A 23,543-nucleotide genomic window follows, 5' to 3' on the forward strand; every position below is an offset into this window, starting at 1 on the left:
TCCTGTCCGGTTAGCGTGATGGGGGCGTGAAAACGGGGCCGTTCGGCTTGATGCGGATGCCCGGCCGCAGGCGCGTCCAGGGCAGGGTGGCTGTGTCGGCCGGCATCGCGCCGGGCGCGGCGCAGATCATCAGCTTTTCCGCGATCGGCTCGAAATCGGCGCGGAAGTGCACCGAGCTCTTGTTGACCAGAATCTTCTGCGCGGTCGGCTCGATGCCGACATAGCGGTACATCGCCTGATCGGCGAGCTGTGCCTTGTGCGAGGAGACGACGACGCGGACGTCACCGATGCGCAGGCACGCGGAGGGACCCATCTCCATCTCGCGGCCACCGTAGTAGGGGCCGGGCGCGATGAAGCGTCCGTCGGAGAGCTTTTCGACGGTGAAGGTCTCGCGATAGGGCTCGTCACCGGGAATGCCGGATTTGCCGCCGAGCGACAGCGTCACGGTGGCGCCGACGCCGGCCTCATGCGCGGCCTTGGCCGAGATCGGGTCGTAGATCGCGCCGGTCGCGGCGCTCGCCTTGTTGCGTACCAGCGCGCGCAGCATGCCGGTGGTGTCGGAATCGCCGCCGGCGCCCGGATTGTCCTGGGTGTCGGCGATGATGATCGGCTTGCTCGCGCCCTTGGCGAGTTCCATCGCATGGCGCACGCCGTCGTCGGGCGACCAGATCTTGCCGTCGAAATCGTCCTCGTGGCTTTCGATCAGTTTGACGATCGCATCGGCCGCGCGGTCGGCATCGGCCTGCGTCTTGCCATAGGCGAACACGCTCGGGCCGCAGTCGCGGAAGTCGGCGGCGGGGAAGCCGGGCGCGAAGGACAGCGTCGGAACGGCGTCGCTCTCCAGCGCCGCCAGTTTTTCGTAGATGCCCTTGGTGGGAAAGTCATTGGTGCATTGCCAGCTGATCGCGATCAAGAACGGCAATTGGCGAAACGACTTTGCAAAGCGCTGCCTGGTCTGCAGCAGCAGGGCGAGGTGCCTTGCGGAGGCGCGGCCGGTCTCGGCCATGTCGACATGCGGATAGGTGCGGTAGGCGATCAGCGCGTCCGCGTGTTCCATCATCGCGGGCGTGACGTTGGCGTGCAGGTCGAGGCTGGCAACGAGCGGAACGTCCTTGCCGATGACGCGGCGCACGCGCGCCAAAATCTCGCCTTCGCCGTCGTCGAGATGCTCGGTCACCATCGCGCCATGCAGATCGAGATAGACCGCATCGAGCGGACCGGCGGCGGCGATACCGTCGACCATCACCTTCACGATACGCTCGAAGGCGTCCCTGGTGACATGCGCCGACGGACTTGCGCCGCAGGCGATCGTCGGAATGAGGTTCCAGCCATTCGCTTCGGCGCTGTCGACGAAGCCGGCGAGGCCGACATTGATGCGGCGCATCACCTTCAATACGTCGGCGCCTTCCGTCATGGCCGGCCAGCCGCCGCCATGCTGGAAGTCCGCGAAAGTCGCCTTCGTCGGGGCGAACGTGTTGGTCTCGTGCAGGAAGCCGCCGACGGCGATACGTGTCATTAATTCTGGTCCAGCGTTTGAAAGTGCGCGACGTTAGCCTTGGCTTCGAGGCGGGGGCAAGCGAGGAGCCCATGCCGCCGCGCATGGCTTTAAGTCATTTTCGAATGATGATGGTCGCTACCCGTCATTGCGAGTGAAGCGAAGCAATCCAGACCGTCTCCGCAGAGGGACTCTGGATTGCTTCGCTCCGCTCGCAATGACGAGTGGACAAACCTAAGCCGTAGCCGCGACGCCTTCCGACACCGGCCTGAAGTTCGCAAAATCCCAGCCGCGGCCCGGTGCGGCCTCCAGCAGCGCCCTGGTGTAGGCTTCCTTCGGATGGGTCAGCACCTCGGCGGCCAGGCCCTGTTCGACGACACGGCCGTGCTGCATCACCACGACCTCGTCGCAGATCTGGGCTGCGACGCGCAGATCGTGGGTAATGAACAGGATGGCGATGCCGAGCCGGTTCTGGATCTCGTCGAGCAGTTCCAGCACCTGCGCCTGAACCGAGACGTCGAGTGCCGAGACCGCTTCGTCCGCGACCAGCACGTCGGGGTCGAGCGCGAGCGCACGCGCAATGGCGATGCGCTGGCGCTGGCCGCCGGAGAACTGGTGCGGATAGCGCGTCACTGCGTCCGCGGGCAGGCCAACGAGCTCGAGCAGTTCGCGCGCCCGCTTCATCGCATCGGCATGCGAGGTGCCGTAATTGATCGGGCCTTCCGCGATGCTCTCGCCGACGGTAATGCGCGGGTTGAGCGAGCGATAGGGATCCTGGAACACGATCTGGATCTTCTGCCGGTGCGGCTGGAGCAGGCGGCGCGAGATGTCGGCGATCTCGCGGCCGGCGAGACGCACGCCGCCGGAGGTCGGATCGATCAGGCGCACGATGCACCGCGCGACGGTGGACTTGCCCGAGCCGCTCTCGCCGACGATGCCGAGCGTGCGGCCCTTGCGCAGCGTCAGCGTGACCTTGTCGGCGGCGACGACCTCGCGGCCTTTGCCGAAGAAGGCGCGCTCCTTATAGACCTTGCCGAGCTCGTTGGCCTCCAGCACCACCGGCTCCTTGGTCTCGGGCCGCGCCGCGCGCGGCACCAGGCTCGGCACCGCAGAAAGCAAATTGCGGGTGTACTCCATGGTCGGGTTGCGCAGCACGGTCTCGAGCGGACCGGTCTCGACCAGCCGGCCCTGCCGCATCACGGCGACGCGGTCGGCGATCTCGGCGACCACGCCCATGTCGTGGGTGATGAACAGGACGGCGGTGCCGTGATCGCGCTGGAGGTCGCGGATCAGCGTCAGGATCTGCTTCTGCGTGGTGACGTCGAGCGCGGTGGTCGGCTCGTCGGCGATCAGCAGCTTCGGCTCCAGCACCAGCGCCATCGCGATCATGATGCGCTGGCGCTGGCCGCCGGACAGGCGATGCGGATAGGAGGCGAAGATACGCTCGACCTGGGGCAGGCGGACCTGCTCCATCATGTCGAGAATGCGCTTCTTCCGCGCCTTGGCGTCGAGATCGGTGTGGGCGCGCAGGACCTCGTCGATCTGACGGCCGACCGGCACCACCGGATTGAGCGCGGTCATCGGCTCCTGGAAGATCATCGCCATCTGCGTCGCGCGGAGCTGGCGCAGGCGGCGATCGGTCGCGGTGAGAATCTCTTCGCCGACCAGCTTGACGCTGCCGCCGGTCGGAACCAGCGTGCCCTTCGGCAGCAGGCCCATCGTGGTGAGCGAGGTCACCGACTTGCCCGAGCCGCTTTCGCCGACGAGACACAGTGTCTCGCCCTTATGCACCTGGATCGAGATCCCGTCGATGATGTTTGCGCCCTTCGGCTTCTTGCCGATGGAGACGACGAGGTTGTTGATGTCGAGAACTGGGTTGGTCATCACTTGATCCGTCATCACTTGCCCTCCCGCTGCTTCATGCGGGGATCGAGGGCGTCGCGGGCGGCGTCGCCGATCAGATTGATGCTGAGGATGGCGATCGAAAGCAGCAGGCCCGGCCAGAAGATCAGCGTCGGCTTGAGCTGAAAATACTGACGGCCCTCGGCCATGATGTTGCCCCAGGTCGGCGTCTCCGGCGAGATGCCGGCGCCGAGGAAGGAGAGGATGGCCTCGGTCAGGATCGCGGAAGCGCAGACATAGGTGCCCTGGACGATCAGCGGCGCGATCGTGTTCGGCATCAGATGGCGCCACATGATCTTCGGCAGGCTGGAGCCGACCGAGATCGCAGCCTCGACGTAAGGCTCCTCGCGCGCGGACAGCACGACCGAGCGTACCAGGCGTGCCACGCGCGGTATTTCGGGGATGGTGATCGCGACCAGCACGGTCCAGATGCTGGCGCCGGACAGCGACACCACGGCGATCGCGAGCAGGATGCTCGGCATCGCCATGAGGCCGTCCATGACGCGCATCAGGACGGCATCGACCAGCTTGAAGAAGCCGGAGACGAGGCCGATCGCAAGGCCGATGACGATCGACAGGATCGCCGAGCCGATGCCGATCAGGAGCGAGATGCGGCCGCCATAGATGACGCGCGACAAGAGGTCACGGCCATAGGCGTCGGTGCCGAGCAGGAACTGCGCCGAGGCCGGCTTCAGCCGCTGCGAGGGCGCAAGCTGGACCGGATCGTGCGGCGCGATCAGCGGCGCCAGGATCGAGACCAGCACGATCAGCGCGAGCAGGATCGTGGCCGCCGCAATGATCGGCGTCGAGGTGAGGAATCCGAAACGCGGCCGCAGTGGCGACGTGATCGGAATGGACGACTGGGGGAGGCTATCGACGGACATATTGTTGGTATCCTTGCCTCAGTACCGGATCCGGGGATCGAGCAGCGTATAGGCGACGTCGATCAGGAGATTGACGACGACATAGATCAGCGACGTCAGCAGGATCATCGCCTGGATGACCGGATAGTCGCGCGCCAGCACAGCGTCTACCGTGAGGCGGCCGATGCCGGGGATGTTGAACACGCTCTCGGTGACGACGACGCCGGAAATCAGCAGCGCAAAGCCGGTGCCGATTACGGTGATGACGGGCACCGCGGCATTGCGCAGCGCATGGCGCATCATCACGGCGACCTCGTTGATGCCCTTGGCGCGGGCGGTGCGGACGTAGTCCTCACCGAGCACGTCGAGCATCGCCGCACGCGTCATGCGCGCGATCAGCGCGATGTAGATGAACGAGAGCGCGCAGGTCGGCAGGATGATGCGCTCGAAGAACGGTCCAAAGCCGTTGAAGATGCTGCGGAAGCCCTGCACCGGCACCCAGCGCAGGTCGATCGCGAAGACCTCGATCAGGAGATAGCCGACCACGAACACCGGCACGGAGAAGCCGAGCACGGAGAGGCCCATCACGAAACGGTCGATCCAGGTGCCGTGCTTCCACGCCGCGATGACGCCGAGCGGCACGGCGACGATCACGGCGAGAATGATCGTCGAGAGCGCGATCGAAATCGACGGCTCGACGCGCTGGCTGATCATCTTCATGACTGGCAGGTTGGAGATCAGCGACGTTCCGAGATCGCCGTGCAGCAGCTTGTTCACCCAGGTGATGAATTGCACGATCAGCGGTTCGTTGAGGCCGAGCGAGTCGCGGATGCGTTCCAGCCGTTCCGGCGTGGCGTTATCGCCGGCGAGAATGGCGGCGGGATCGCCCGGCGTCAGCCGCAGCAGCAGGAAGACGAACAGCGCGACGACGCCCATCACGGGCACCGCGGCCAGAACGCGGCGAATGAGATAACCTAGCATGCACCTATCTCCGGCTGCGGAACTTGTGGGGCCGAGAGGCCCCTGTGGAATCGGTTCTGTCTATCATGCACGCCTGTCACTCGGGCTGGAAAGCCGGCCGGAGAAGCCGACCTTTCGGGGCAAATTGTGTGCCAAGGGCAGGGCGGTCGCAAGAGGCCGCCGAGCCTCCGATATCGGCCACTCAGGATGCATGGCGGAACTCGCGCTCAACCCTGAGTGAGGGTGCGGTCGGCGGTGCGTTGAGCCCGCGCCAGCCGTCGATGGTCCCGGCAATCATCTGCGCGGTCGCCGCCGACAAGGTCCAGCCGAGATGGCCGTGACCGGTGTTGAAGAACACGCCCGGCATCCGTCCTGCGCGCACCACGGGCATCATGTTCGGCATCATCGGCCGCAGCCCGGCCCAAGGCACGACCTTGGACGTTTCGACGCCGGGGAAGTTGCTGCGCACCCAGTCGACCAGCGGCTGCACGCGGTCGGCGCGGATGTCGCGGTTGAAGTCGTTGAATTCGGCGGTGCCTGCGACGCGGAAACGATCGGCGCCGAGCCGGCTGGTGACGATCTTGGCGGCTTCGTCGAGCAGGCTCACGGTCGGCGTCGCATTGCGGCTTGCGGCAGTGTCGAGCTGAACGGTGATCGAATAGCCCTTCACCGGATAGACGTTGACGCGCTCGTCGAGGAGGGCGGCGAAGTGGCGGCTGGCCACACCGGCGCAGACCACGACGCCATCCGCCTTCAGCATGCCGCGCGCGGATGCGACAGCATCACTGGCCGAAAGATCAGCCCAGCCGATGACAAAGCCGCCACCTGCCTGGGCAATGGAATCGATGTTGGCTTCGTGGATAAAGGTCGCGCCGCGCCGCTTGCAGGCTTCCGCAAGTCCGCGCGTGAACTTGTGGATATCGCCGGTCGCATCCGACGGCGTGTAGAAGCCGCCAAAATAGTCCTTGCGCAGCGTCGGCTCGATGGCGCGGATCTCCTCCGGCGTCACCGGGCGGCGATCGAGCCCGCCTTCCTTCAGCAGCGCATTGACCTGCAGGCCGGATTCAAAACCCCTCTTGTCGTGATAGATGTGCAGGATGCCGCGGCGTTCGAGATCGAAGTCGATGCCTTCGCGCTCCGCGATCTCGAACAGATGCTTGCGGGCTTCGATCGCGAGCCGCGTGGTCTGAACCGTGTTGGCGCGGTAGTTGCCGATATTGGCGACGAACTCGCTCATCCACGAATATTTGTGCCAGTTCGGCCGCGGGTTCATCAGCAGCGGCGCATCGCGCCGGAACATCCAGCGCAGGCCTTTCAGGATCGTGGCGGTGCTGTTCCACACTTCGGCATTGCTGGCGGAGAGCTGTCCGCCGTTGGCGAAGGACGTCTCCATCGCGGCGTAGCGGTGCTTGTCGAGCACCGTCACCTTGTATCCGCGTTCGAGCAGGGCATAGGCGGTCGTTACGCCGGTGATGCCGGCGCCGATGATGGCGATATGGGTCATGGCAGGTTCGGGGCTCCCGTGAGTTAGAGTCGGCTAACCGCCGGCCAAAGGCCGTTGGCGGCGCCCCATCTGTCACGGTTACCTGAGAGCTTGATCCGGCGCGGACCTCGGCGAGGTCAGCTCCGGACTATCCCCTTCGGTGGACGTCACGACCACATTGGCCGTGCCGCCTCTCTCCAGATCGTCCTGACGATACGGTCCTTTTGCCTGAGAGTTTCCGGGGCGGTTGCTCCGTCGGCGCCGCAACGAAAGCCTGAACTCTCGTTGCGATCTCTCCCGCATCGTCGCGTGGACAATCGAGCAGTACGATGCGCCTCATTTTTAGACAAGGCTAAATTTAAACCGCGACTGCCAACGCATTGTGCAGTGCGAAGTTGATTCAATTTACTCCAGGGTCGCCAGCAGGCCCGCCATAAGGCGCCCGCGTTCAACCAGGCTCTCGACCTCGATGAATTCTTCCAGCGTGTGGCCGTTGCCGCCACGCACGCCGAGGCCGTCGAGCGTCGGGATGCCCATCGCGCCGGTAAAGTTGCCGTCGGAGCCGCCGCCGGAGCTCGCATGCGGCAGCTCAGTGCCGAGCGATTTGGCGATGCCGCGCGCCTTTTCATACAGCGCCATGGTGCCGGCATCGGGCTCCCATACGGGGCGCGTGACGCCGCGCGTCACCTTGAACGTGACATCATTGGACGTGCCCGACAACGCCAGCATCCGCTCGACGCCGCGGTCGAGATCGGCCTGGCGCTTGGCCATGGACAGCGCCTCGCCGGTGGCGGTCGTGGCAACGCAATTGACCCATTGTCCGCCGTGCACGACGCCGACCGAGAAGGTGCAGTCCTCCGTCGTCATCGCGTCGATGGCGAGGATCTGCCGCGCCATCTCGCGGATCGCCGAGCGTCCGGCCGACAATGTCGCGCCGGCATGGCTCGGCCGGCCCGTCGCTTCCAGATTGAAACGCGCGATGGCGTAACGTCCGGTGGTGACACCGTTGTCGGCGCGGCCCGGTTCGGGCACCAGCACATATTTGTTGCGCGCGGCCTCCGCCTCGATGATGTCGCGCGTCGAGGGCGTGCCGACTTCCTCGTCGGGCGTAAACAGCACCGTGATCGGCAACGGCGTGGTGAAGGAAGCACGTGCCAGCTGCCGGATCGCTTCCAGCGAGAGATAGTTGCCGCCCTTCATGTCGTAGATGCCGGGGCCGTAGCACTTGTTGCCCTCACGCCGCCATTTCAGCTTCTCGATGGTGCCGACCGGGTGGACGGTATCCATGTGGCCGGCGATCAGGATGCCCGGCTCGCCCTGCTTCGGATGCGGGAAGCGCGCGCGGATCACGCCGCCGAAGCCCTGTCGGCCGCCGATGCGTTCGATCGTCGCACCCATGATCGCCATATCCCGCGCTGCGATATCGAGCATGCGGTTGACGGCACCCGCGTCCCAGGTCGGGCTCTCGCATTCCACCCAGGTGCGCAGGCCCTCGAGCATCGCCTCGGAATCGAAGGGAAGATTGGCTGGATTCATCTTAATGTCTCTCAAGCTTCGAAAGATGGAACGCGCATTGCATTGGCGCGGACGGGACTGGCGGAAAGCGTTGTAGAGCCAAACCGATCTTTGTGGAGCCCGTGGGCGCGCCGCTTGGGGCTGCAGCGAAACCGGATTGACGCGCTCAACACTGTCTGCAAGTCTCGAAAGACAAAGGCATCGCATGAGGTTAGTTCGCCTAAAGAACGAACCGAATGCTCAACCAATAACCTGCCTTTGAACAGTTTCACGTCAGGAGAAACTTTTATGTTGAGCTTGATGCGCCGGGGGCGTCGCGCGTTCGCCTCCACACTTGCGCTATCGGTCGTTGCGCTTTCGACGGCGATGGCCTCGCCGGTACTTGCCGCCGCCAGCAAGACCATCACTGCGGTGATGCATTCGGATCTGCGCATCATCGATCCGATTTTCACCACCGCCTACATCACGCGTGACCATGGCTACATGGTCTACGACACGCTGATCGCGACGGACTCGAACTTCAAGATCCAGCCGCAGATGGCGGACTGGAAGATCTCCGACGACAAGCTCACCTACACCTTCACGCTGCGCGACGGCCTGAAGTGGCACGACGGTACGCCGGTGACGGCGGAAGACTGCGCCGCTTCGCTGAAGCGCTGGGCCGCGGTCGACGGCATGGGCCAGCAGATGATGCAGTTTACTGCGAGCATCGAGGCGACCGACCCCAAGACGATCACGCTGAAGCTGAAGGAGCCCTACGGCCTCGTGCTCGAATCCATCGGCAAGCCGTCCTCGCGCGTCGCCTTCATGATGCCGAAGCGTCTCGCCGAAACGCCGCCGGACAAGCAGATCCCCGAGCAGATCGGCTCCGGCCCGTTCAAGTTCGTGCAGGGCGAATTCCAGCCCGGCGTGAAGGCGGTGTACGTCAAGAACACCGACTACGTGCCGCGCAAGGAGGCGTCGAGCTGGACTGCCGGAGGCAAGGTGGTCAAGGTCGATCGCGTCGAATGGATCACCATGCCGGATGCGCAGACCGCAGTGAACGCGCTGCAATCGGGCGACATCGACTTCATGGAAGTGCCGCCGTGGGATCTGCTGCCCGTCCTTGAAGGCAATGCCGACCTCAAGACCGAGACGCTGAACAAGTTCGGCTACCAGACCCTTGGGCGCATGAACTTCCTCTATCCGCCCTTCGACAATCCGAAGATCCGCCGTGCCGCACTTCTGGCGATGAATCAGAAGGACGTGCTCGACGCGCTCGTCGGCAATCCCAAATACTACAAGATCTGCGGTGCGTTCTTCATCTGCGATACGCCGTTCGCGACCGACGTCGGCTCGGAATCGCTGGTCAAGGGCAACGGCATGGCCGAAGCCAAGAAGGCGCTCGCCGAGTCCGGCTATGACGGCACGCCCGTCGTGGTCATGGTGCCCGGCGACGTCGTGACGCTGAAGGCGCAGCCGACGGTCGCGGTGCAGTTGCTCCGCGAGGCCGGCTTCAAGGTCGACGCGCAGGCGACCGACTGGCAGACGGTGGTCAGCCGGCGCGCCAGCCAGAAGCCTCCGAAGGAGGGCGGCTGGAACATGTTCTTCACCAACTGGGTCAGCGCCGACGTGTCCAACCCGATCGCCAATCTGTCGATCGGCGGCCAGGGCAAGAAGGGCTGGTTCGGCTGGGCGGAAAACGCCAAGATCGAGAAGCTCAAGGACGACTTCGTCCGCGCCGCCTCGCTCGACGATCAGAAGAAGATCGCGACCGAGATCCAGAAGGAAGCCTATGACCAGGTGATCTACGTGCCGCTCGGCCAGTATCTGGCGCCGAGCGCGTGGCGGAAGTCGCTCACCGGCGTGCTCGACGGCCCGGCGACGCCGGTGTTCTGGAACATCGACAAGACCGAGTAAGGCGAGGGCGCGCCAGCGCGCCTTCCCCGAGCGTTACGCGGCGTCGCTGTCATCAGCGGCGCCGTTTTCGTTTGTCAGCCTCGCGTCAGCTTTTAACTCTTCCAGTGTCCAATCATTGCTATTTGTTTCTGACTTGAAATAGATGTGCGCGGTTCGCACATCACTTCCTTCCTGCATTTGAGTCCCGTGTCGATTGATTTTTCATTTCGGGCGATGGCCGAGCGGTCCGATCGCGCGCCGGCGCGATGGCGGCGGCCTTTCCTGCGCTGGCTCGACGGCGTCGAGGCGGGTTGGGCCGTTCCGCTTCTCATTGTGTGCTTTGTCGCGCTCTGGACGATCTATCTGGTCGTTGCCTATGCCGGCAGCGGCCTGCACCCTGATACCCTCGAGGCCTGGACGCTCGGGCGCCGTTTCGCGTGGGGCTACCACAAGCATCCGCCGCTGATGGGCTGGGTTACGGCGGTGTGGACCTCCGTCTTCCCGCTCAGCGACTGGTCGCTGCAATTGATGGCGATGGCCAATGCCGGGCTCGCCCTGTTTTTCGTCGACCGGATCGCACGGCAGTTCGTGACCGGGCACAAACGCATCCTGGTGCTGCTGCTCCTGATGCTGACGCCGGCCTATCAATTCCACGCCCAGCGCTTCAATGCCAATACGGTGCTGCTTGCGCTCTGGCCGCTCGCGACCTGGTGTTTTCTGCGCGCGTTCGAGACCCGCAGCGCGGCCTGGGCGGTCGCCGTAGGATGCACGACGGCGCTGGCGATGGTCGGCAAATATTATTCGGTCTTCCTCGTGGCGAGCTTTGCATTTGCCGCGCTGGCGCATCCCGCGCGCCGCGCCTATTTCGCGTCCGCTTCGCCGTGGATATCGGTCGTGGTCGGGGTCGCGATGTTGTCGCCGCATATCTACTGGCTCGCGACGACGGGCGCGTCGGCCTTCACCTACGCGATGGCGCACGCCAACGGCAACTTCGTGAGCTCGCTCGGCGAGGTGCAGAACTTCCTGCTCGGACTCGTGGCGGCCATCAGCGTATCGGCCGTCTTCTGGGTGATCATCGCCGGCACACGGCTGAAACAATTTGCGGCCGACTTCGCCGCGATGAGTTCCGGCCTGCGGCTTCTTTTTTACGTTGCGATCGGCACGATCGTGCTGCCGGTCCTGACGTCGCTGGCGATGGGCACCGATCTGCCGTCGCTATGGGCGCTGCAAGGGCTGTTCCTGTTCGTCGTGCTGATCGTTTGCGGCACGCGCTACCCGATCGAAAGATTCTACACCGTCAATGTCACGGTCATCACCGCAATCGTTGGGCTCGCCGCTGTCTTCGTCGCCGCTCCGATTCACGCCGTCTATCGCAACAATCACGGCTACGAAGAGGGCCGGAATTTCTACGCGCAGGTAGCCAGTGAGCTCACCCGGGAATGGCACGAGCTGACCGGCGAGCCCCTCAGCGCCGTCAGCGGCGACGATTCGCTGGCCTTTGCGACCGCGTTCTACAGTCCGGACCATCCGTACTACGCGCGGCCGTTCGAGTTTCAGTACACATGGGGCATGCCGCGAAAGACGACACTGGATCGCGGCTGGGCCGCGCTCTGTTTCAGCGGCCAGGACTATTGCGGCAGGTGGATGGAGTCCGTGTCCGCGCGCGCCGAGCATTTCGTCAAGCGCCAGTTCACCGTGCAGGCGACGCTATGGGGCAGGCCCGGCCTGACTCGAGACGTGGTCGTGCTGATCGTGCCACCGCGAACGAGCAGCGCGACGCCCGAGAGCGCCGCGCAGGACTTCAGCGCCAGCAGGCGCCCGACGGACTAGGCTTTGCGCTCAGCAGTGGCTGTCGCGGATTCGCTCGAGGCCTTCGCTCGCGAAGGGGGGAGTGAACGCAGTTCGGTCGGCGCCCGACGTCGGGCGTTCCGTTTCCGCCCGATCCGGGGTGGTGTTGTCTTCGCGATGTTCCGGTTCCATGAGGCGGCCTTTCGAATTGCTGCAGTACAACATCGACGCGGCCGGGAAGTTCCTCATGCGATGGGACGATGATGCGGCTTGAACAGCCGTCCCTTTTCCACCACCAGCACGATCGCAAGCGCCGCCAGCGTCGACAGGAAGAAGCCGACCGAGAACGGCAGCAGCGTGCCGTCGAAACTCTGCCCGATCGCCATGCCGACGACGATGCCGATCAGCGTCGTGATCGAGCCGTAGAGCGAGGAGGCGGTGCCGGCGATATGGCCCTGCGGCTCCATGGCCAGTGCGGTGAAGTTCGCGACCATCATGCCGAACGAGAACATCATCAGGGCGGACAGCACCATGAACAACGAGAGCGGCAGCATGCCGAGGCTTTCCGTCAGCAGCATCACGCCCGCAACCGCGGTGTAGAGCGTCAGCGCGCCGTGCGAGATCACGCGCATGCCCAGCCGTCCGACCAGCTTCGCATTGAGGAAGCCGGCGATCGCGGTGCCGGCCGCGATCGCGGCGAAGGCAATCGGGAAATAATGGCCGAGATGATAGACGCCGGTGAAGACCTGCTGCGCCGAGAAGACATAGGCAAAGAGCGCGCCTATCACGCTGCCGGCGGCCGTCGCATAGCCGATGGTCTGGCGGTTGGTCACGGTCTGCCGGAACGCCGAGAGCACGTCTGCGGGCGCCAGCGACCTGCGCTCGGACTCCGGAAGGGTTTCGGGCAGCCGCAGCACGCTCCATGCGAGCGCGAGCAGTCCGTAGAGCATCAGTACGACGAAGATGCCGCGCCATTGCGTGACCAGCAGCACCGCCTGCCCGAACGAGGGCGCGATCACCGGCACCGCGATGAACACCATCATGGCGAGCGACATCACGCTCGCCATCCGGCGGCCGACATAGCAGTCGCGCACGATCGAGGTCGCGATCACGCGCGTCGCCGACGTGCCGAGCCCTTGCAGCGCGCGCGCCAGCAGCAGCGTCTCGAACGAGGGCGCGGCGACCGCCAGCACGCTCGCCACCGCATAGACGGCCATGCCGCCGAGCAGCACCGGGCGGCGCCCGAAGCGGTCCGACAACGGGCCCATGACGAACTGCCCGGCACCGAAGCCGATCAGGAAGGTCGAGAGCACCAGCTGAAGATGGTTGGCGTTGGGAATGGCGAAGGCTGCCCCGATGTTGGGCAGCGCCGGCAGCATCATGTCCATCGCAAGCGGATTCAGCGCCATGATGGACGCGATCACGATGACGAATTCTGGAAAACCCATGGGCCGGTGTCCCGAGGACACCCAATCGTCGGCATTGACGTCGGACAAAGCTCACCTCTGAAAATCAGAGGCTTTTCTATCGGTTATGCTGCGTCGCACAACCCATGTTTCGGGATGGCTGACAGGCGGGTGCACAAGAATTGGTGATGTCGCCGGGCTCGGGAAGGGCCGCCTCGTCCATCATCGTGCGCTAGCGGCCTGCTCGACCAGGCCGAGCGCCAACCGTCCCGCGGTGTCGACATAGTCGAGATCGCGATGGATCAGCATCACGGTCGTGGCGCCGTCGAGCAGGATCACGAGCTGGCGCGCGACCGCCGCTGCACCGGCAACGCCATGCCCGCGCAATTCGGTTTCGAGCCACGCTTCAAAACGCTTCTTGTGCGCCGCGCCGGCCTTGACCGCGGGATGTGCCGGGGTGTTTGCGAGCTCGGCGATGGTGCGCAGGAATCCGCAGCCGCGCCATCGCGGCGTATTAACGGAGCGTCCGAGCCTTGTGAAGAGACCGCGGACCTTGTCGGCCACCGTGCCCTCGGTCTCGGCGAACCAGCGCATATAGAGCTCCAGCGTCGGCTGGTCCCTGGCCGCGATGGTCTCGGCGACGAGCTCGTCCTTGCTGGTGAAGTGATAATAGAGCGTCTTCTTGGTGACGCCGGCCTTCTCGGCGACCGCGTCCATGCTCACCGCCCTGATGCCTTCGCCATAGAACAGGCGCGTCGCCGCGATGACGATCTGCTCGCGAGTGGTGTCGCCTTTGCCTGACATCGCGAATGTATACTGCCTAGTGAGTATACACGACAAGACCGCTGTGGCTGACTTCCGCGCCTGTTCGACCTGGAATTCGACCTGGAAGGAGCCTGCACTTGTCCGATCTCGTACTCTCCGAAACGCGAGGCGCTGTCGCGCTGCTGACGTTCAATCGCCCGAACAAGCTCAATGCGCTGAGCTACGCCCTCGTCGACCGCCTGATGGCGATCCTCGATCGTATCGAGGACGATGCCGATATCCGCGCCGTGATCCTGACCGGGGCGGGCGACCGCGCCTTCTCGGCCGGCGCCGACATCGCCGAGTTCTCGGAGAGCGTGAAATGCGGGCCGGACGCGGCGGTAAAGGCCTTCGTGCGGCGCGGGCAGGCGATGACGGCGCGCATGGAGGCGTTTCCGAAGCCGATCATCGCCGCCGTGAACGGCATCGCCTTCGGCGGCGGCTGCGAGATCACGGAAGCCGTGCATCTCGCCGTCGCGAGCGAGCGGGCGAGCTTTGCCAAGCCCGAGATTGCGATCGGAATCACGCCGACCTTCGGCGGCACGCAGCGCCTGCCACGGCTCGCAGGCCGGAAGCGGGCGCTCGAATATCTCCTGACAGGAGATTCCTTTTCACCACAGCGGGCTCATGAGATCGGTTTGGTCAACCAGGTCGTGCCGCACGGGCAGCTGCTGGACGCAGCCTTCGCGCTGGCAGACCGCATCACGCGGCATTCGCACCTGGCGGTCGCCCGCGTCATCACCGCCGCCACGCGGGGCCTCAACGTCTCGATCTCGGAAGGCCTCGCCATCGAGAGCGAGCAGTTCGCACGCATGGCGGCGACACGGGACACGCGCGAAGCGCTCGACGCCTGGCTTGCCGTCCGCGCGTCGCGGTAGGGCTGGCGCGGCGGATTTGGCGGTCGTGGCAACAGGGAACCGGTTCCCCGCCGTCCAGGCGGGCGGCTGGCAACCAAGGATTCACCATAAGCGCGAGCGCAACGCACAGGGGAGATGAATCCGCAACCCATCCTGTCCATGGTGGCACGGGCTGGCGCCGAGTTGGCGCCGGGAGAGACCCGGCCAAACAAGGTATCCGATTGTGTCCGACGTCACCGGTGCAGCACGATGGTTGGAACCCTCGGCCGACATGGCTTCGCGGCGGAATTTCTGGCTTGCCTGCCTGGTCGCACTGACTGCACTGCTGGTGCTCGGCAATCTCGCCAACGATGCCGTGCTCGATATGAAATATGGCTGGGACACCCGCGTCAATTGCGCGGCGGTCGATGCGTATGCCAGCGGGCTCGATCCCTATTTCGTCAAGAACCTGAAGGGCACCAAGCTCTCTTATCCCTATCTGCCGGTGACGCTGGATATCTTCCGTCCCTTGTGCGCGGGTGGACTTCTGGTCGATCACTACAAAGGCATCTTTCCTGTCCTCACCGTGCTTTGCGGGCTCCTCTTGCCCGGTCTTGGCCGAACGCGCCCGGGCGCGCGCGATGTTGCGCTGAGGGTGCTCTGCGCGCTCGGCGCGTTCGTCGGTTTCGAATGGGTGCAGGCGTCCGGCAACTTCGCGATCCTGAGCGGCGTGCTGACCGCGGTCGCGTTGAGGTTTCTGCTTTCTCCGTCTGCGTCCGGCGCGTCTGAGGACCGCAGCTTTCCGTTGCGGCTCGCCGGCGCCGCGCTGCTCGGCCTCGTGACGTCGTTCAAGCTGGTGTTCTTTCCCGTGCTGGCCGCGCTCTATTTCCTGCCGCTGCCGCGCGGCCGCAAGCTCACGCTGATCGTGGTTGCGGCGTTCAGCTTCGCATTGCCGATCCTGATATCGCGGCTGATGTACCCCGAGCTGTTCGCAAGCTGGCAACTGGCGATGAGCGGAAAGATCCCCGACCAGCATCTCGTCGATCTCTTCGAGATCAATCCGTCGCTGCTGCTGGCGGCGCGCGACCTCATGGATCATGCCGGCCTCGGTGACAGCAAGGCGGTGACGTTCGCGACCTATGCATGCGCAGCACTCGCGCTCGTGCTGGTGCCGTTCGCCTTGTCCATCCTGCGCGTGGTCACGAGCGAGCCGGCGCAGGAAGGCGGATCGCTTCTTGTGCGACTGGATCGCTGGCTGATGGATCATCCCCGCGTCGCCATGCGCATCACGGTGTTCGCGATGTTTGCGCTCTATCTCAGCTCGCCGCGCCTCAAGGAATATGCCTTTTTCGAGCTCGCGCTTTATGCCGCGATCCTCGTCGTCGATCTTCCGGCCCTGGCACTCGCCGCGTTCCTCGCCGTCGGTCTCGCCTTTCCGGCACTGATCTCGATTCTGGGGACGGCATTCGAGGGCAGCTTCATCCTCCTCATCATTGCGCTGACAAGTTTCTGGATCCTGCTGCTCGACTTTCGTGCCGAGCCGAAGCGGCTGGAGACGGAAGGTGCGCAGTCATAATGCATGCCGCCCCGTCCGCCGCAAAAGGGACGGCGCCTTGCCCCCGCGCAGGCCATAGCCGGTCCGTGACAGCATCGGTCTGCCGTCCGCCTTTGGGCGGAGGCTCGCCCCGTCAGCTCCGATGGTGCGGGCAGCCGGGGTCGAACCGGCACAGCGCTTGCGCGCCGAGGGATTTTAAGTCCCTTGCGTCTACCAATTCCGCCATGCCCGCTTGATCCAACGAGATCAACTAGTTAAGTCCACCTCCGGCCGTCTGGAATTGGCGCGTTTCGCGGGCCGGATGGGCGGTTCTTCCTTAAGCGAGCCGGCTGCGCAAGGCAAAGCCTCAATCCGGACATCTGTTGTTGCTTTAGGCATTCTCAATCCACGGGGACTATTCATCCGGCATGGCTGCTTCGTTTTCCTCTCGCCTGCGCGACTCGGGCGCATTTCTGGCGCTACTCGCGGCGGGCGCGGCGCTGTCCGGTTGCGCCAGCATGACCGAGACGGTCGCACCGGCCTTTGCCGATCCGGGCAAGTACGAATTGTACGACTGCAAGCAACTCGAGGCTGAGCGTAAGGCGCTCGCCAGCCGCACCGAGCAGTTGCAGAAGCTGATGGAGAAGGCTGAGACCGGGGCGGGAGGCGCGGTCGTGTCCGAGCTCGCCTATCGCAACGACTACATCGCGGTGCGCGGGCAGTCGCAACTTGCCGAGGAGGCATGGCGCCGCAACAAGTGCCGGGAAACGCCGCCCGGTGCGACGCCGGCGGCCTCTGCTCCGCAGCGGCCGGACATCAAGCCCGCCCCGAAATCCGGTAGCGCCGTTCGCTGAGTTGATACGATTGCGCCCGCCTCAGGGGCGCCAGCCGTAGATCCAGTCCTGCCGCGCCAGCATGCGCTCCGGGCCGAGCGCGCGGATCGCAACATCGCGCGCGATCGCGAGCGGCCCACCGAGATGATAGATGCGGCCCTGCTGCCGCGCCGTCCGCTGCACCCGCCGCACCCGCGCCTGCCGCGCGCGGCCATATTGCTTCAGCGCCGCCGCGATGCCGGCCGTGCTCTCGGCAGCCTCGAGGCTCAGATGCCGAGCGAGCACGGCGGCGTCCTCGATCGCCATGCCGGCGCCCTGGGCCGCGAATGGCAGCATCGCATGCACGGCGTCACCGAGCAGGCCGACCGGTCCTTCGCTCCAGGGGCAGCCGTCGGGCACGCCGAACAGCGCCCATTTGCGCCAATTGTCGACAGCAGTGAGCATCATCCTGGCCTGCGATGGCCAGCGCGGTGCCGCGAAGGCGTCCATCACCTCGAACGGGTCGCCCGGCGTGCTCCAGCCGGGCCTGTTCCAGGTCCCCGGTAGCACCGCGACCACGTTGATCTGGCGTCCGCCGGCGATCGGATAAGCGACGAGATGGGCGTTCGGACCCATCCAGAGCTGCACCCGCCGCGCGGTAAAATCCTTCGGCAGTTGCGTGGCATCGAGCGTGCCGCGCCAGGCGATCAGGCCGGAGAAGCGCGGCTGCACCTCGGGAAACAGATGCTGGCGTACCGTCGACCAGATACCGTCGGCGCCGATCAGTGCGCTAGCCAGATCGCTGCGCCGTATCGTGCCGCTGCGATGGACGACCGTCAGCCCCTTGGCGTGGGGCGCCACATCCTCGAAGGTCGCACCTAACTTCAGATCGATATCGGGATGGTCGGAGACCGCACCGGCCAGCGCGGATTGCAGGTCGGCGCGATGCACCACCCAATAGGGTGCGCCGGCCCGCGCGGAAGCGGCTTCGCCGAGCGGCATGCGCAGCAGTTCGCCGCCGGCCCGCGCGCTCATGACGCAGAGCGCCTCAGGGGTGACGGCGCTTCGCTTGAGCCGCTCGGTGAGGCCGAGCTCGACCAGCACGCGGCTGGCGTTGGGGGAGAGTTGCAGGCCGGCGCCGACTTCCTCGAGCCGCTCGGCCTTTTCCAGCACGACGATGCGGAAGCCACGGGCTGCGAGCGCAAGCGCGGCCGTCAGTCCACCTATGCCGGCACCGGCGATGACAATCGTTCGGGAGAGCGCCACCCCTGACCGTGAGAGGCGGTCAGGCCACCTTGTCCTTCAGCACGCATTCCGGCGGACGGGCTTCGCCCGGCTTCAGGTCGGCGGCGAAACGGTACAGCGTCGAGCAATAGGGGCAGATGATCTCGTTGTCGTTGCCGAGGTCCAGGAAGACGTGCGGATGATCGAACGGAGGATTGGCGCCGACGCACATGAACTCTTGCGAGCCGATCTCGATGACGGGGACACCGGCATCGTTATGGAAGTGCGGGACGACATGGTCGGACATCGTAGTTCATCCTGGAGTGGCAATGGCGGCAGACACAATCAAACACTGACGCGGCATCTTTGAGGCGCCGCGGACCATACTGTTGGGTGCAGATGATTGCTAGTCCAGCGGAACCGAAAGGTTCGCAATTGCCCCATGCTCATTTGCTCATGCAAATTCGACACAATCTTGCGGCCTGAGAGAAGCCCTTCTTTCGTCGGGGACGTTGTGTCGCAATTTTGGCATACTATGTCTTTGGACGAGCGGAACTGCGACGAAAGACGAACCATCAGGCGCAATGATCTCGGGATCGTCCAGGCTCTTGGCACAACTCTTGGTATGACTCTTGGCATGAAGTGGCTGCGAATCAGCACGGCGTTGACCGGTATTGCAGCATGCAGCTTCATGCTCGCGCAGGTAGCGCCGCATGCCCGCGAGGCCGGCGCGCTCCTCTCCGCCCAGGACGATCCGGCGGCGCTCTCCGAACTCAAGCTCGATGCGCTGCTGCGGCAGAACGACCGCCTGGTTCAGGACAATATCGAGGCCGCGCTCGCCGCCGGCGACGCCGATCTCGCCGACAGTTTTGTCGCGCTGGCGCGTGACCGCAACATCGCGCTGCCCGACGACCTCCTCAACCGCGTGAGCGATGCGGTCAAGGAAGAAAATTCCACGCGGCATTTCGCCAAACAGTTCGCCACCGGTCTCGTCACCGGCAACGCCGACGATGTCGCGAGCCTGTCCGGAACCGTCGCCGGCGATCTCTTCGTGATCGGCGACATCAGGGACGTCGTGCGCGAGGGCAAGCGTCTCGCCATGGGCGAGGACACCGACCATCTGGTGCTCGGCCTTGCGACCGCCGGCCTTGCGGTGACGGCGGTGACCTACGTGTCGGTCGGCGGCGCCGCGCCCGTGCGTGCTGGACTGACGCTGGTGAAGGATGCCCGCAAGGTCGGACGGCTCGGCGAGGGACTTGCCGCATGGGCCGGCCGGTCGGCGCGTGAGGTGGTCGATACGCCGATGCTCCAGAACGCCGTCGCCAAGGGTTCGGTGTTCCGCCCCGGCGAGACCGCGAGCGCGATCAAGGCCGCGTTCCGTGCCGAGAAGGCCGGTGCGCTGGTCCGGCTCGGCAAGGACGTCACCCGCGTTGCCGAAAAGACCGGCACGCGCGGCGCCATGGATACGCTGCGCATCGCCGAAGGCCCGAAGGACGTCGCGCGCGCGGCCCGGCTGGCGGAAGCGCAGGGCGGCAAGACCCGCGCGATCATGAAGCTGCTCGGCCGCGGCGCGCTGCTGCTCGTCGGCGGCATGTTCGATCTGGCGCTCTGGCTGTTCGGCGCGGCACTGACGCTGTTCGGCCTGCTATCCTCGATCAAGGCGGCGACGGAGCGCCTGACCCAGGCCTGGTGCGATCGCAGACGGGCGCGCCGGCTTCGCCGGGCGGCAGCCCAATCCGCTCTGGCGGACGCGGCGCTTACCGCCTAAGATCGATCTCTCCCCCACAACGACTTCCGGAACTGCTGATGCCGAGCTTTCACAACGGCGCCGTTGAAATTGCCTATCTCGACGAAGGCGAGGGCGATCCGATCATCCTGGTGCACGGCTTTGCCTCGAGCAAGAACGTGAACTGGGTCTATCCGACCTGGGTCTCGGAACTGCGCAAGAACGGCCGCCGTGTCATCGCGCTCGACAATCGCGGTCATGGCGAAAGCGCAAAGCTCTACGAGCCCACGCAGTACTCAATCCCGACCATGGCCGGCGACGTGCTCGCGCTGATGGATCATCTCGTGATTCCGCAGGCCGACATGATGGGCTATTCGATGGGCGGACGGATGACGGCTTGGCTCTCCCTCAACGAGTCGCAGCGCCTGCGCTCGGCGATCCTCGGCGGCATCGGCATCGGCGGCCTGATCGAGGGCACCGGGCCCGGCGAGAACGTCGCGAAGGCGCTGGAGGCGCCCTCGCTCGACGACGTCACCGATCCGGTCGGCCGCACGTTTCGCGCCTTTGCCGATCAGACCCGTTCCGACCGTCGTGCGCTCGCCGCCTGCCTGCGCGGCACCCGCGACCTCATGACGAAGGAAGAGGCCGCGCGCATCGACGTGCCCGTGCTGATCGCGGTCGGCAGCGCCGACGACGTTGCAGGATCAGCCAGCGCGCTCGGCGCCATCATCCCGGGATCGGAAGTGCTCGATATCCCCAACCGCGACCACATGCGCGCGGTCGGCGACAAGGTCTACAAGACCGGCGTGCTCGACTTCCTGTCACGCCGCGGCTGAGGTCTCGTCGTCAGGCTGGTCGTCACCGAAACGACGCGCCAGCGCCATCAGCGCCACGAAGGTCGCGACCCACACCATCCGTGCGCCGTAGCGGTCGTGCGGGCCCGAGATCACGCCGCAGATGAAGGCGTTGCCGAGCAGCGCCAGCGCGACGGTTGCCGCCAGCAGCGTCAGATCGTCGAGCCGGCGGCTTGCGAGCGCATGCGCGAGCAGCCCGACCAGCGCCAGCATCGAGGCCAGCGCGACGGGAACGTGCAGCCAGTTGACGTGATCGAAATCGAGGCCGTGATTCTGTTGCCGCGCCGTGCGCATCGGCGCGACTTGCGCCGGGATGTAGCGCTCGATGATGCCGTAGGTGTGCCCGATCCAGACACTGGTGCCTTCGCCGGTGGCCACATGCAGCAATTGCTGGCCCATCGCCCGCAACGCCGCGCCGGCCTGCCACGCCGGATAGTCGGCGAGCGAATGCACGACGATATAGCCCATCTCGTCGTTCATGCCTTCGAAGCGGCCGAGCGTGTTGAACATGCTCTTGCCCCACAGGAACTCGTCGGCGGTCGCCGGCAATTGGTCGCGATAGGGACAGAGCTTGTAGCGCTCGCGCGGGCAATGATCGCTCAGGAAGCGCGCGACGATACCGTCCTGCATCATGCGTCCGAAAGCGACGCCATAGCCGCCGGGCGTCCAGGCCCATTTGCCCGACAGCGCATGGTTTGCCGACACCAGCATCAGGCCGCCCGCGACGATGGTGAGGCTTGCCTGCGCCAATCCGGCGAGCGGCAGGCGCGCGCCGAGGAACGGCCGCACCATCCAGCCGGCGGCGCAGAGCCCGAGCAGCACGCCGAGTGTGGCGCTGTGGGTTGCGGCGGCAAAGGCGGTGAAGACGAACAGCGAGATCTTTTCGAGGCCCGACGTCCGGCTCGCGCCGACGACCAGCAAGAACAGGGACAGGATCGACAGCCCCGCAAAGATGTCCGTGAGCAGCATGCTCGCGAGCCAGGGCAGCGCGGTCGACAGGATCAGGCAGAGGCTGATCGCGACGAAGCGAGACGTCTGCATCAACCCGAGTACGCGCAGCGTCAGTTGCAACAGCCACAGCGTCGCCAGCGACTGGACCGCGAGATTGATCCAGAAGCCGAAATTCTCGCCGTAGTGCAGATAGAGGCCGAACACGGTGGAGCGGCTCGGGACCAGATAGCCCTCGTACCAGCGCGCCAGATAGCCGCCGGTATCCCATTGCAACAGCGGATAGCCGTTCCAGAACGCCGGCGCGATCAAGAGGAGGGGCAGTCCCACCGCCGCCAGCCGCAGCCAAAGCGAGCCCGCGGCGCCCGCGCGCAATTGATCGGTGGTGATGCTCAAATCCGCTCCGTCGTGTTCCCCGACCATGCCCGCAACAGCCGTCGAGGCGGAATTCACCAATAGTTTGACGCTGCCCGGCTTGAATTTGGCAAAACCCTGACCATTTTGAGCCGACCTCGCCGCCTGGGGGCGTCAGAAGAAACTGTTGTGTTTCAAGGCGTTGGCGTGCTTTCGCGGAGCAACTCACTGTTCACTCTCAGGCAAGCCCGTCGGGACTTCGTCGGCTAGACTGTGGTATAGAGCCAGCAAAATGAGCCAATTCGAAAGAGCAGATCCTATGGCAGTGCATCAGGTCAGTCCGGGAGGAAAGCTCGCAACGCTCGATCCGATCTGGGATCGGATCCGCGGCGAGGCGGAGGACATCGTCCATCGCGAGCCGGAGCTTGCGACCTTCATCTACTCGACGGTGCTGCATCACAGTCGCCTGGAAGATTCGGTGATCCATCGTCTCGCCGACCGGCTCGATCATTCCGCGCTGTCGGGTGATCTCGTGCGCCAGACCTATGACGAGGCGCTGCGCGAGGCTCCCGATCTCGGCAACGCCTTCCGCGCCGATCTCGTCGCCGTCTACGACCGCGATCCCGCGACGTCGCGCTTCATCGACCCCTTGCTCTACTTCAAGGGCTTTCACGCCATTCAGACCCATCGCCTCGCGCACTGGCTCTATCTGAAGGGCCGCAAGGACTTTGCGTATTATCTCCAGAGCCGCGCGTCTGCGGTGTTCCAGACCGACATCAATCCCGCCGCGCGCATCGGCCGCGGCATCTTCCTCGACCACGCCACCGGCTTCGTCTGCGGTGAGACCGCGGTGATCGAGGATGACGTCTCGATCCTGCACGGCGTCACGCTCGGCGGCACCGGCAAGGAGAACGAGGATCGCCATCCGAAGATCCGTCACGGCGTCCTGATCGGCGCCGGCGCAAAGATCCTCGGCAACATCGAGATCGGTCATTGCGCGCGCATCGCCGCCGGCTCGGTCGTGGTCAAGCCGGTGCCGCACAACGTCACGGTTGCCGGCGTGCCCGCCAAGATCGTCGGTGAGGCCGGCTGCGCCGAGCCGTCGCGCACCATGGATCAGATGATCAACGCGATGGGACTTTGAGCTCAAGAAAAGGGCCG

General features: G+C 65.1%; 19 protein-coding genes, 1 tRNA gene and 2 riboswitches. Of the genes, 8 read left to right on the forward strand and 12 right to left on the reverse strand.

What is annotated here, in order from left to right:
• Window positions 1-10: 10 nt before the first annotated feature.
• From AB7Z56_RS16170 to AB7Z56_RS16195, 6 genes are all read right to left on the reverse strand, one after another.
• Window positions 11-1,516, reverse strand: a complete 1,506-nt coding sequence (locus AB7Z56_RS16170; protein ID WP_354124467.1) for a M81 family metallopeptidase — start codon at window positions 1,514-1,516, stop codon at window positions 11-13.
• A gap of 213 nt (window positions 1,517-1,729) precedes the next feature.
• Complete coding sequence (locus tag AB7Z56_RS16175; RefSeq protein ID WP_063986265.1) at window positions 1,730-3,379, reverse strand: ABC transporter ATP-binding protein; 1,650 nt, start codon at window positions 3,377-3,379, stop codon at window positions 1,730-1,732.
• A 14-nt stretch (window positions 3,380-3,393) separates the two neighbouring features.
• Window positions 3,394-4,281: an ABC transporter permease gene (locus AB7Z56_RS16180; protein WP_028150021.1), complete on the reverse strand. Its 888-nt coding sequence runs from the start codon at window positions 4,279-4,281 to the stop codon at window positions 3,394-3,396.
• An 18-nt stretch (window positions 4,282-4,299) separates the two neighbouring features.
• Window positions 4,300-5,241, reverse strand: a complete 942-nt coding sequence (locus AB7Z56_RS16185) for an ABC transporter permease (protein WP_014494267.1) — start codon at window positions 5,239-5,241, stop codon at window positions 4,300-4,302.
• 181 nt (window positions 5,242-5,422) lie between these two features.
• On the reverse strand, window positions 5,423-6,724 hold the full coding sequence (locus AB7Z56_RS16190) for a D-amino acid dehydrogenase (RefSeq protein WP_354100268.1): 1,302 nt from the start codon (window positions 6,722-6,724) through the stop codon (window positions 5,423-5,425).
• Window positions 6,725-6,791: 67 nt separating this feature from the next.
• A riboswitch (glycine riboswitch) is annotated at window positions 6,792-6,906 on the reverse strand.
• A 3-nt stretch (window positions 6,907-6,909) separates the two neighbouring features.
• Window positions 6,910-7,013: riboswitch (glycine riboswitch) on the reverse strand.
• 95 nt (window positions 7,014-7,108) lie between these two features.
• Window positions 7,109-8,239 carry a M20/M25/M40 family metallo-hydrolase gene (locus AB7Z56_RS16195; protein ID WP_283016939.1) on the reverse strand — a complete coding sequence of 377 codons (1,131 nt, stop codon included), beginning with the start codon at window positions 8,237-8,239 and terminating at the stop codon, window positions 7,109-7,111.
• A 267-nt stretch (window positions 8,240-8,506) separates the two neighbouring features.
• Between AB7Z56_RS16195 and AB7Z56_RS16200 the strand changes: the two genes are divergently transcribed.
• Both AB7Z56_RS16200 and AB7Z56_RS16205 read left to right on the forward strand, forming a co-directional pair.
• Window positions 8,507-10,117: an ABC transporter substrate-binding protein gene (locus AB7Z56_RS16200; RefSeq protein WP_063982465.1), complete on the forward strand. Its 1,611-nt coding sequence runs from the start codon at window positions 8,507-8,509 to the stop codon at window positions 10,115-10,117.
• Between the two features lie 213 nt (window positions 10,118-10,330).
• Window positions 10,331-11,926: a glycosyltransferase family 39 protein gene (locus AB7Z56_RS16205; protein ID WP_283016938.1), complete on the forward strand. Its 1,596-nt coding sequence runs from the start codon at window positions 10,331-10,333 to the stop codon at window positions 11,924-11,926.
• Window positions 11,927-12,129: 203 nt separating this feature from the next.
• Here AB7Z56_RS16205 and AB7Z56_RS16210 read toward each other — a convergent pair whose 3' ends face one another.
• Window positions 12,130-13,332 (reverse strand): multidrug effflux MFS transporter, encoded by a 1,203-nt coding sequence (locus AB7Z56_RS16210; protein ID WP_404979444.1) that lies wholly within the window; start codon window positions 13,330-13,332, stop codon window positions 12,130-12,132.
• A 180-nt stretch (window positions 13,333-13,512) separates the two neighbouring features.
• Window positions 13,513-14,094: a TetR/AcrR family transcriptional regulator gene (locus AB7Z56_RS16215; protein WP_283016937.1), complete on the reverse strand. Its 582-nt coding sequence runs from the start codon at window positions 14,092-14,094 to the stop codon at window positions 13,513-13,515.
• Between the two features lie 98 nt (window positions 14,095-14,192).
• Between AB7Z56_RS16215 and AB7Z56_RS16220 the strand changes: the two genes are divergently transcribed.
• Together AB7Z56_RS16220 and AB7Z56_RS16225 are read left to right on the forward strand one after the other, a co-directional pair.
• The gene (locus AB7Z56_RS16220) at window positions 14,193-14,972 is read left to right on the forward strand and encodes a crotonase/enoyl-CoA hydratase family protein (protein WP_354124465.1); all 780 of its coding nucleotides are present in this window, start codon (window positions 14,193-14,195) and stop codon (window positions 14,970-14,972) included.
• A gap of 250 nt (window positions 14,973-15,222) precedes the next feature.
• Window positions 15,223-16,506 carry a hypothetical protein gene (locus tag AB7Z56_RS16225; RefSeq protein WP_283016935.1) on the forward strand — a complete coding sequence of 428 codons (1,284 nt, stop codon included), beginning with the start codon at window positions 15,223-15,225 and terminating at the stop codon, window positions 16,504-16,506.
• A 122-nt stretch (window positions 16,507-16,628) separates the two neighbouring features.
• Here the strand turns inward: AB7Z56_RS16225 and AB7Z56_RS16230 are convergent.
• Window positions 16,629-16,717 (reverse strand) — tRNA-Leu (locus AB7Z56_RS16230).
• 175 nt (window positions 16,718-16,892) lie between these two features.
• Here AB7Z56_RS16230 and AB7Z56_RS16235 point away from each other — a divergent pair.
• Complete coding sequence (locus AB7Z56_RS16235; RefSeq protein ID WP_166342429.1) at window positions 16,893-17,318, forward strand: twin-arginine translocation pathway signal; 426 nt, start codon at window positions 16,893-16,895, stop codon at window positions 17,316-17,318.
• 21 nt (window positions 17,319-17,339) lie between these two features.
• On the opposite strand, the gene AB7Z56_RS16240 is transcribed toward AB7Z56_RS16235, so the two are convergent.
• Window positions 17,340-18,542: an FAD-dependent monooxygenase gene (locus AB7Z56_RS16240; RefSeq protein ID WP_283016934.1), complete on the reverse strand. Its 1,203-nt coding sequence runs from the start codon at window positions 18,540-18,542 to the stop codon at window positions 17,340-17,342.
• Between the two features lie 19 nt (window positions 18,543-18,561).
• Entirely contained in the window at window positions 18,562-18,807 is a 246-nt protein-coding gene (locus tag AB7Z56_RS16245; protein ID WP_008562814.1) for a zinc-finger domain-containing protein, read from the reverse strand.
• A gap of 330 nt (window positions 18,808-19,137) precedes the next feature.
• Here AB7Z56_RS16245 and AB7Z56_RS16250 point away from each other — a divergent pair, with 330 nt between their 5' ends.
• Window positions 19,138-20,268 carry a hypothetical protein gene (locus AB7Z56_RS16250; RefSeq protein ID WP_354124464.1) on the forward strand — a complete coding sequence of 377 codons (1,131 nt, stop codon included), beginning with the start codon at window positions 19,138-19,140 and terminating at the stop codon, window positions 20,266-20,268.
• 38 nt (window positions 20,269-20,306) lie between these two features.
• A complete protein-coding gene (locus AB7Z56_RS16255; protein WP_354124463.1) occupies window positions 20,307-21,062 on the forward strand; it encodes an alpha/beta fold hydrolase in 756 nt (251 codons plus the stop codon).
• Here the strand turns inward: AB7Z56_RS16255 and AB7Z56_RS16260 are convergent.
• Window positions 21,048-22,424, reverse strand: coding sequence for a hypothetical protein (locus AB7Z56_RS16260; RefSeq protein WP_354124462.1), 1,377 nt, complete (start codon window positions 22,422-22,424; stop codon window positions 21,048-21,050). The two genes, AB7Z56_RS16255 and AB7Z56_RS16260, sit on opposite strands and share 15 nt — an antisense overlap.
• 277 nt (window positions 22,425-22,701) lie before the next feature.
• Here AB7Z56_RS16260 and cysE point away from each other — a divergent pair, with 277 nt between their 5' ends.
• Window positions 22,702-23,526, forward strand: coding sequence for a serine O-acetyltransferase (cysE, locus tag AB7Z56_RS16265; RefSeq protein WP_014494283.1), 825 nt, complete (start codon window positions 22,702-22,704; stop codon window positions 23,524-23,526).
• Window positions 23,527-23,543 lie beyond the last annotated feature (17 nt).

This window comes from Bradyrhizobium sp. 482_C4_N1_8, assembly GCF_052075965.1.
Taxonomy (GTDB): Bacteria; Pseudomonadota; Alphaproteobacteria; order Rhizobiales; family Xanthobacteraceae; genus Bradyrhizobium; species Bradyrhizobium barranii.